This is a genomic window from Ruegeria sp. YTSB088 (assembly GCF_059609825.1).
In genome coordinates this window covers 70,507-77,928 of record NZ_JBXWMM010000017.1, presented here as the reverse complement: position 1 = coordinate 77,928, position 7,422 = coordinate 70,507, and the positions used below count along the sequence as shown (strand labels likewise).

At 54.5% G+C, this 7,422-nt stretch carries 14 protein-coding genes; 6 read left to right on the top strand and 8 right to left on the bottom strand.

The window, feature by feature from the left end:
• Positions 1–114: 114 nt before the first annotated feature.
• From AC2FFA_RS20840 to AC2FFA_RS20820, 5 genes are all read left to right on the top strand, one after another.
• Positions 115–594, top strand: coding sequence for a hypothetical protein (locus tag AC2FFA_RS20840; RefSeq protein ID WP_496853099.1), 480 nt, complete (start codon positions 115–117; stop codon positions 592–594).
• A gap of 151 nt (positions 595–745) precedes the next feature.
• The gene (gene rpsJ, locus AC2FFA_RS20835) at positions 746–1,060 is read left to right on the top strand and encodes a 30S ribosomal protein S10 (protein WP_008756422.1); all 315 of its coding nucleotides are present in this window, start codon (positions 746–748) and stop codon (positions 1,058–1,060) included.
• Positions 1,061–1,078: 18 nt separating this feature from the next.
• A complete protein-coding gene (gene rplC, locus AC2FFA_RS20830) occupies positions 1,079–1,804 on the top strand; it encodes a 50S ribosomal protein L3 (protein ID WP_117872221.1) in 726 nt (241 codons plus the stop codon).
• A complete protein-coding gene (rplD, locus tag AC2FFA_RS20825) occupies positions 1,801–2,418 on the top strand; it encodes a 50S ribosomal protein L4 (protein ID WP_010437039.1) in 618 nt (205 codons plus the stop codon). The genes rplC and rplD overlap by 4 nt, the downstream gene beginning before the upstream one ends.
• Entirely contained in the window at positions 2,415–2,711 is a 297-nt protein-coding gene (locus AC2FFA_RS20820; protein ID WP_008757532.1) for a 50S ribosomal protein L23, read from the top strand. Before rplD ends, AC2FFA_RS20820 begins: the two co-directional genes overlap by 4 nt.
• Positions 2,712–3,254: 543 nt before the next feature.
• Here the strand turns inward: AC2FFA_RS20820 and AC2FFA_RS20815 are convergent.
• The 3 genes from AC2FFA_RS20815 to AC2FFA_RS20805 form a co-directional block, all read right to left on the bottom strand.
• The gene (locus AC2FFA_RS20815) at positions 3,255–3,467 is read right to left on the bottom strand and encodes a DUF1127 domain-containing protein (protein ID WP_117872223.1); all 213 of its coding nucleotides are present in this window, start codon (positions 3,465–3,467) and stop codon (positions 3,255–3,257) included.
• A gap of 179 nt (positions 3,468–3,646) precedes the next feature.
• On the bottom strand, positions 3,647–4,096 hold the full coding sequence (locus AC2FFA_RS20810) for a hypothetical protein (protein ID WP_496853098.1): 450 nt from the start codon (positions 4,094–4,096) through the stop codon (positions 3,647–3,649).
• Positions 4,097–4,117: 21 nt separating this feature from the next.
• Positions 4,118–4,486, bottom strand: coding sequence for an antibiotic biosynthesis monooxygenase family protein (locus AC2FFA_RS20805; RefSeq protein ID WP_496853097.1), 369 nt, complete (start codon positions 4,484–4,486; stop codon positions 4,118–4,120).
• A 77-nt stretch (positions 4,487–4,563) separates the two neighbouring features.
• On the opposite strand from AC2FFA_RS20805, the gene AC2FFA_RS20800 reads away from it, so the two are divergent.
• Complete coding sequence (locus tag AC2FFA_RS20800; protein ID WP_117872230.1) at positions 4,564–4,995, top strand: MarR family winged helix-turn-helix transcriptional regulator; 432 nt, start codon at positions 4,564–4,566, stop codon at positions 4,993–4,995.
• Positions 4,996–5,129: 134 nt separating this feature from the next.
• Here the strand turns inward: AC2FFA_RS20800 and AC2FFA_RS20795 are convergent, their stop codons facing one another.
• The 5 genes from AC2FFA_RS20795 to rplF form a co-directional block, all read right to left on the bottom strand.
• On the bottom strand, positions 5,130–5,513 hold the full coding sequence (locus AC2FFA_RS20795) for a hypothetical protein (protein ID WP_117872232.1): 384 nt from the start codon (positions 5,511–5,513) through the stop codon (positions 5,130–5,132).
• 118 nt (positions 5,514–5,631) lie between these two features.
• Positions 5,632–5,820, bottom strand: coding sequence for a 50S ribosomal protein L30 (gene rpmD / locus AC2FFA_RS20790; protein WP_008757946.1), 189 nt, complete (start codon positions 5,818–5,820; stop codon positions 5,632–5,634).
• A 12-nt stretch (positions 5,821–5,832) separates the two neighbouring features.
• A complete protein-coding gene (gene rpsE / locus AC2FFA_RS20785) occupies positions 5,833–6,402 on the bottom strand; it encodes a 30S ribosomal protein S5 (RefSeq protein ID WP_299901321.1) in 570 nt (189 codons plus the stop codon).
• Positions 6,403–6,516: 114 nt separating this feature from the next.
• A complete protein-coding gene (gene rplR, locus AC2FFA_RS20780) occupies positions 6,517–6,876 on the bottom strand; it encodes a 50S ribosomal protein L18 (protein ID WP_010437103.1) in 360 nt (119 codons plus the stop codon).
• Positions 6,877–6,887: 11 nt separating this feature from the next.
• On the bottom strand, positions 6,888–7,421 hold the full coding sequence (gene rplF / locus AC2FFA_RS20775; protein ID WP_496853096.1) for a 50S ribosomal protein L6: 534 nt from the start codon (positions 7,419–7,421) through the stop codon (positions 6,888–6,890).
• Position 7,422 lies beyond the last annotated feature (1 nt).

Genomic DNA, 7,422 nt, shown 5'->3' with positions numbered 1-7,422 from the left:
AATAATCGGTAGGCCGGGCTTCAGCCCGGCACATCGTTGAAACAAAGAAGGCCGCCCCAAATCGGGGCGGCCTTTTTCTTGTAATAAGTTACTTTACATTAAAAAGGTTTTCGTATGGCGAGTAGAGATCAGCTCTATGCAAAACTTGGAATTACTGCAGAAGCTGCGCAGCTTTTCGAAACCGCGCTCGGAACTGTTGTTCTGGCAAGCAAGGGACATAACAATAATTGGTATGTCGAGCAGGACCCGAAGGCGGCCGCAATGGCTCTAGAAACTATCGAATTCAGTACGTTGGGCAGAGTCTTGGCGATGTTAAAACAAGAATTGCGCTTTGAAGACGATCTAGTCACTAGTCAGTTCAAACGAGGCTTAATTGCGAGAAACAAGCTCTTTCACGGGTTTTTTGAACGCCACAACTTCAAGGTTCAATCCGAAGAGGGCCAGGACGATATGATCGCGGACTTAGAAGACTTGCATGAAGAGTTTTTTCGGTGTTGGAGGGTGGCTGAGGGTCTCGCGAATGCGCTTGCAGAAGTCGTCATCACTGAAGAGCAGTTTGAGAAGCACACTTCAGGTGAAAGTCCAAGTAAATAGGCCTTGCCAAACCCCATCAACCCCTGTAGATCGCGCGAGTTCTCTACAAGAACATTGAGGCGGGGTGATTCCCGCCTTTTGGGTTCGAAGAGGGTTGGCGATGCTCGCTTGTCCTCCTCTCAACCTCAACGCCTGAAAAAAGGCTGTTATTATGCAAAGCCAAAACATCCGTATTCGGCTGAAGGCATTTGACTATCGCGTTCTGGATGCCAGCACGCAAGAGATCGTCAACACTGCCAAGCGGACCGGCGCGAACGTGCGCGGCCCGATCCCGCTGCCGAACAAGATCGAGAAGTTCACGGTTCTCCGTGGCCCTCACGTTGACAAGAAATCCCGCGACCAGTTCGAGATCCGCACGCACAAGCGTCTGCTCGACATCGTTGATCCGACCCCCCAGACCGTTGACGCGCTGATGAAGCTCGATCTCGCCGCTGGTGTGGACGTCGAGATCAAGCTGCAGTCGTAAGATCGGAGGGTATAGATTATGCGCTCTGGTATTATCGCAAAAAAAGTTGGCATGACCCGCCTGTTCATGGAAGACGGCAAGCAGATTCCTGTGACCGTTCTTCACCTGGACGGCCTGCAGGTCGTTGCACAGCGTACCGCTGACAAAGACGGTTACACCGCCGTTCAGCTGGGTGCCGGTGCTGCCAAGGCAAAACGCACTTCGAAGGCCATGCGCGGTCACTATGCCGCTGCAAAGGTCGAGCCCAAGCGTAAGCTGGCCGAGTTCCGCGTCTCTGAAGATGGCCTGATCGAAGTGGGCGCCGAGATTTCGGCAGAACACTTCCTGGAAGGTCAGAAAGTTGACGTTTCGGGTACTTCGATCGGTAAAGGCTTTGCCGGTGCAATGAAGCGCCACAACTTCGGTGGTCTTCGCGCCTCGCACGGTGTTTCGATCAGCCACCGTTCGCACGGTTCGACCGGTCAGTGTCAGGACCCGGGCAAGGTTTTCAAAGGCAAGAAGATGGCCGGTCACATGGGTGCTGCCCGTGTAACCACCCAGAACCTGGAAGTCGTCAAAACTGACGCCGACCGTGGTCTGGTCTTCATCAAAGGCGCCGTTCCCGGACCGAAATCGGGCTGGGTTACCGTCAAGGACGCCGTCAAGAAGAAAGCACCGGAAGGCCTGCCTTTCCCGGCTGCTGTGAAATCGGCTGCAACCGAAGCACCTGCGGAAGAAGCTCCCGCGGAAGGTGGTGAAGCATGAAACTTGATGTAATCAAACTGGACGGCGGCAAAGCCGGCAACATCGAGCTGGATGCAGACCTGTTCGGCCTCGAGCCGCGCGCGGACATCCTGCACCGTGTGGTCCGTTGGCAGCGCAACAACGCGCAAGCCGGCACCCACAAGGTCAAAACCCGCTCGGAAACCAGCTACTCGACCAAGAAGATCTATCGCCAGAAGGGCACCGGTGGCGCACGCCATGGTGACCGTAATGCGCCGATCTTCCGTGGTGGTGGTATCTACAAAGGCCCCGTCGTGCGTTCGCACGGTCATGACCTGCCGAAGAAGTTCCGCAAGCTTGGCCTGCGCCACGCTCTATCGGCAAAAGCCAAAGCCGGTGAACTGGTTGTGATCGAAAACGCCGAAGCCGAAGGCAAGACTGCCGCTCTGGCCAAACAGGTTGCAAACCTGGGCTGGAAACGCGCTCTGGTCATCGACGGCGCGACTGTTAACGAAGGGTTCCTGAAAGCGTCCAAGAACATCGAGGGTCTGGATATCCTGCCTTCGATGGGCGCAAACGTCTATGACATCCTCAAGCGTGACACTCTGGTGCTCACCAAAGCGGCTGTCGAAGCACTGGAGGCTCGACTGAAATGAGCGCGAAGGCAGAACACTACGACGTGATCCGCAAGCCGATAATCACCGAAAAGTCGACCATGGCGTCCGAAAACGGCGCGGTTGTCTTTGAAGTGGCGATCGACAGCAACAAGCCGCAGATCAAAGAGGCCGTTGAGGCGCTGTTTGGTGTGAAGGTCAAGGCGGTGAACACAACCGTGACCAAAGGCAAGGTCAAGCGGTTCCGTGGCCAGCTGGGCCGTCGGAAAGACGTCAAGAAAGCATATGTGACCCTGGAAGAGGGTAACACCATCGACGTAAGCACCGGTCTCTGATCCGGCGCTTACTGCGACTATTCAAGGCCTCGGCGGTTCAACCCGCCGGGGCCGATTTCGTTTCAGGTACCGGAACCGGGTTGAACGCTGCCCAGGACGATTCAGGTGGGCTGCGGCTGGACGGTTTGAAGTGGGAAGGATCTGAACCGCCGGTGAGAGGCCGCAGGAGGGCCGCAGGTCGTTGGATCAAACCTTCCTCAGGTGAGTAATATTCTGCGTCGTGTGGCGCGTTTAAGGACGCTCGCGCTTGTCCTAAGGATCGTGGCAACAAAACTGATTGGCGCAGCCGAGGTTTCTGCCGAGATTGTTTCTTGGTAGTGTTTCCCAAGTGCTGCAGGGCCGCGCTGCAGCTTCAATCAATCCATTGCGTTGATTTTAGCGTCGTGGGGCGATGAAATGGTTGCAGCCGGAGAAGAGAGCGTGCCGCATATGTTTTAGCGCTCAGGACGCCCCTGAGAGCCCTTCACACCGGGTGGGAGTCTATTTCAGAAAGCAGAAAAGGCGCCATATGGCGCCTTTGAGTTGGTTTGCAGGTATTTGCGGTTACGAGCAGTATACGTGCTTGTGTGCAATATCCGCGATGTCGCAACGGCGAATGCCGATGTCATCCAGTTCGCGGTTGCTCAGGTGCTGCAACTCGGAATAGGTGCGCTGATACTCAGCCGCACGTGCACGCGCCGTTTTGATCCGTTCGATCATGTCCTTGATCCGGGTGCCGAAGTTGAAGCCGGTATGGGTCAGTGTTGCTGTTGTCATTTCTGTGCTCCTTTCTCAAATCAGGGCGAATTCCCCGACGTTTCCTTGTGTGTTCCTTGTTTGGACAAGGTTGAGATAGGTGTGTTTGGTATCGCTAACAACGGAACTTTTGGTCTAGCCGATATGCATCTATTGAATGGCTGTACATTTCGCTGGCCCATTGCAATCAAATGCTGCTTTCACTTCTTGCGCACATTTTTTTTGCGGGCAGTCATCGCCCGGCCGTCACGAATGCTGAGCCCCATCAGCGTCAGATTGGTTGCGCCAGCAATCAGTTCGACGATCTGTACAGTATAGAAGTTGGTGTCAAAAGAGCCAGCGTTTGCCTTTGCGCTGAGGTAGATGGCGGCCGGAACCAGGATGAGCAACCCGTTCATCGCTATGATCGGCATCCGCTTCTTCTTGGCAAGCGCTGGCGCATCTTTGCGGCGGCGCCCAAGGGACATACCGGACGCGCCGACAATTATCATAGCAGGCACCAGAACAAAGAGACCGCTGACGATCATGGACTTTACAGCGGCAACGGTCGCATGGGTTGCAAACAACTCGCTGTACAAGGTGGAAGTCCAGAACACGAGGATTGTAAGAAATCCGATGACTCCGGCGATGGGGTGAATTGCTCTAAACATGGGGCTGCTCCGGTTTTTATTTCAGGCGACGCAGTGGTTTTCGACTGCGAGTTTTCGAATAAGATGTGGCCGGGTTACTGCGCTTGATGGATAGTCCGCAATCCGACGTTGGAACTCAGGATGCGTGAACGCGTCGCGAAAGCTTTTGACGTCCTGCCAGATCGCGTAGTTCACAAAGGTTGAACTGCCCGCGATGCCCTGATGGAGCTGGGTGGAGATGTATCCTGGCTGGGACTTCATGAAATCTGCATCATGTGACCATGCCTCAAGCAGCGCTTTTTCGTCTTCCGCGTCCACCGTGAACAGGTTGATCAGCACCACCGGACCTTCTTCACTCTGCATCTGATCTGCCAAAGTGACGATTGTGTCCAATTCTTCGATATGAGCCATTTCTATTCCTCTTGTTTCATTCGCATAGCAAGCTATATAATATTGCATAGCATACTATTCAAGTATAAATCTCGAACATGGACTTCGAAAAAGAGAACTCGGCCGGATATCTGGTCAATCACATGGCGCGATTGTTTGCTAAAGAGCTGCAGCAGCGCATTGCGCCTTTGGGCATCGTTGTTGGACAGTTCCCAGTCTTGCTGGAGCTTTGGCTCAAAGACGGGGTCACCCAAAAGGATCTGCTGGCCAAAATTGACGTCGAACAGGCGACTTTGGCCAACACGCTCAACCGAATGGAGCGCGACGGCCTGATTAAAAGAACAAAGAGTCCCGCTGACGCCAGGGCGCAATTGATCTGGTTGACCGAGAAGGCCACCGCACTTCGAAACCGCGCCTATGAGGCCGCCCAGACCGTGAATGCTGATGCGCTACAGATATTGAACGAAGCTGAGCGCACGCAATTCATGAATTCCATGCGATTGGTAATCAACAGCATGCGTTCGGTTTGAGCGAACCCAAAGCAGCCCGAAAACTGAAAAGCGAATTTTTACATCCCCGGTTTTGTATAGGGAGTTCCATTTCCGTATTGGGTACACTTAGCCATACAAGACTGCTGTCTCACCCTGCATGTTGCCGAAAATACCTATTTTCGTATTTGGCCGACGTAGCGCTCTTTTTTCTCGTTTACTAAAACCAGCTTGCCGTCGTTCACAACATAAAGGTCAAAACGCGGTTTTTGGTATCCGATACACCGCATTCCGTTATCGTAGAATTTGTAGGTATTTGCTTTCCAAGTTTGTCCCTTACTTTTGTAGGAATAGGACCCATCGGCGAAATATGTTTCAGTGTCTTTGCCAGCGTATACGACTTTGTGCCCCCCAAGGTTCTTTTGCAGCCAAGCCGCATTCACCTTTTGGTCCCCGTCTGAGAAATTGCTTTTTGCTAGTTTTGGAGCCTTGCTAGGGCACGCTGCATGTGCAGTGACACCAATAACTGTCACACAAATGGCGGTAAGGAATAGTCTCATCTTTTCTCACTCTTTAAACAAAATAGATCAAAACGATACTTAAATTGTACTTAAAGGCAAGAAAAAGCGCCCCTGACCGGTGTCAGAGGCGTTTCCAAAGTTCTTGAAGAAGTCGCGCTTAGCCGCGCTCTTCGATGATCTCAACCAGATGCGGGATCTTGTTGACCATGCCGCGGACCGAAGGAGTGTCTTCCAGCTCGCGGGTTTTGTGCATCTTGTTCAGGCCCAGACCGATCAAGGTCGCGCGCTGTTCTGCGGGGCGGCGGATCGGCGAGCCGATCTGCTTGACGACGATGGTTTTTGCCATGGGTCGCTCTCCTTATGCTTCTGCTTCAGCAGCAGCTGGTGCTTCGTCCCGCTTGGGCAGGATGTCAGCAACCTTTTTGCCACGACGCTGTGCAACCGAACGCGGGCTCTGCTCTTTGGTCAGCCCGTTGATGGTGGCGCGGATCATGTTGTACGGGTTCTGCGAGCCCAGCGACTTGGACACAACGTCCTTGACGCCCAGCATTTCGAACACGGCACGCATCGGGCCACCGGCGATGATACCGGTACCTTCAGGTGCGCTGCGCATAACCACTTTACCGGCGCCGTGACGGCCTTCGATATCGTGGTGCAGGGTCCGACCTTCGCGCAGTTGTACGCGGATCATCTGACGCTTGGCTTGCTCGGTCGCTTTGCGGATGGCTTCAGGTACTTCTTTCGCTTTACCTTTGCCAAAGCCGACGCGGCCTTTCTGATCGCCGACAACCACCAGAGCGGCGAAGCCAAAGCGCTTACCACCTTTTACGGTTTTCGACACGCGGTTGATCGCAACCAGACGATCTGCAAATTCCGGTGTTTCTTCACGGTCGCGGCCACGGCCCCGACGGTTTTCACGTTCTGCCATTTGGCATCCCTTTTCTCATATGGCGCTCTCGGCACCGTTTGTTCAATCCAAGTGGGCCCCGGCATTGCCAAGGCCCCCGGATCATCGGGGCGGATCGAAACCCGCCCGCAAGTCTTAGATCTTCAGACCACCTTCACGCGCAGCGTCGGCGACTGCCTTCACTTTGCCGTGGAACAGGAAGCCACCACGATCGAAATAGGCCTCTTCGACACCTGCCTTCTTGGCACGCTCTGCGATGGCCGCGCCCACTTTGGTGGCCGCTTCGACGTTGTTCTTGCCAACAACACCCAGATCCTTTTCCAGGGTCGAGGCCGAGGCAAGGGTCACGCCACGTACGTCGTCGATCAGCTGAACAGAGATGTTCTTGTTCGAACGGTGTACGGACAGGCGCGGACGACCCGCGTTGACCTTGCGAAGTTTGTTCCGAACGCGCAGGCGGCGCTTCAGAAACAGGGTTCTTTTGCTGTTTGCCATTGTTTGCGTCCTTACTTCTTCTTGCCTTCCTTGCGGAAGATGAACTCGCCCTTATAGCGGATGCCCTTGCCTTTGTAAGGCTCGGGGCGGCGCCACTCGCGGATTTTGGCCGCAGTTTCGCCCACCAGCTGCTGGTCGATACCTTCCACAACGATCTCGGTCTGCTTCGGCGCGGTGATGGTGACACCTTCCGGAGCTGTGAAATCAACATCGTGGCTGTAGCCCAGGTTCAGCTTCAGGGTGTTGCCCTGCATCTGAGCCCGGTAACCAACACCCTGGATCTCCAGCTCTTTCTTGAAGCCGTTGGTTACGCCTTCAACAAGATTGGCAACCATAGTGCGGCTCATGCCCCACTGCTGGCGCGCGCGCTTGGACATCCCACGAGGGTTGATCTGCACAACGTTGTCTTCGACCGAAAGCGTTACATCATCAGTCGCGGTGAAGCTGCGGCTGCCTTTCGGACCTTTGACTTCGATGGTCTGACCCGACACAGAGGCGGAAACGCCGCTGGGCAGCTCGACCGGTTTTTTACCAATACGAGACATT

Bases quoted from the DNA above. Each gene is read 5' to 3' on its own strand.
- AC2FFA_RS20840 (WP_496853099.1), top strand. From the start codon at position 115: ATGGCGAGTAGAGATCAGCTCTATGCAAAACTTGGAATTACTGCAGAA.
- rpsJ (WP_008756422.1), top strand. From the start codon at position 746: ATGCAAAGCCAAAACATCCGTATTCGGCTGAAGGCATTTGACTATCGC.
- rplC (WP_117872221.1), top strand. From the start codon at position 1,079: ATGCGCTCTGGTATTATCGCAAAAAAAGTTGGCATGACCCGCCTGTTC.
- rplD (WP_010437039.1), top strand. From the start codon at position 1,801: ATGAAACTTGATGTAATCAAACTGGACGGCGGCAAAGCCGGCAACATC.
- AC2FFA_RS20820 (WP_008757532.1), top strand. From the start codon at position 2,415: ATGAGCGCGAAGGCAGAACACTACGACGTGATCCGCAAGCCGATAATC.
- AC2FFA_RS20815 (WP_117872223.1), bottom strand. From the start codon at position 3,467: ATGACAACAGCAACACTGACCCATACCGGCTTCAACTTCGGCACCCGG.
- AC2FFA_RS20810 (WP_496853098.1), bottom strand. From the start codon at position 4,096: ATGTTTAGAGCAATTCACCCCATCGCCGGAGTCATCGGATTTCTTACA.
- AC2FFA_RS20805 (WP_496853097.1), bottom strand. From the start codon at position 4,486: ATGGCTCATATCGAAGAATTGGACACAATCGTCACTTTGGCAGATCAG.
- AC2FFA_RS20800 (WP_117872230.1), top strand. From the start codon at position 4,564: ATGGACTTCGAAAAAGAGAACTCGGCCGGATATCTGGTCAATCACATG.
- AC2FFA_RS20795 (WP_117872232.1), bottom strand. From the start codon at position 5,513: ATGAGACTATTCCTTACCGCCATTTGTGTGACAGTTATTGGTGTCACT.
- rpmD (WP_008757946.1), bottom strand. From the start codon at position 5,820: ATGGCAAAAACCATCGTCGTCAAGCAGATCGGCTCGCCGATCCGCCGC.
- rpsE (WP_299901321.1), bottom strand. From the start codon at position 6,402: ATGGCAGAACGTGAAAACCGTCGGGGCCGTGGCCGCGACCGTGAAGAA.
- rplR (WP_010437103.1), bottom strand. From the start codon at position 6,876: ATGGCAAACAGCAAAAGAACCCTGTTTCTGAAGCGCCGCCTGCGCGTT.
- rplF (WP_496853096.1), bottom strand. From the start codon at position 7,421: ATGTCTCGTATTGGTAAAAAACCGGTCGAGCTGCCCAGCGGCGTTTCC.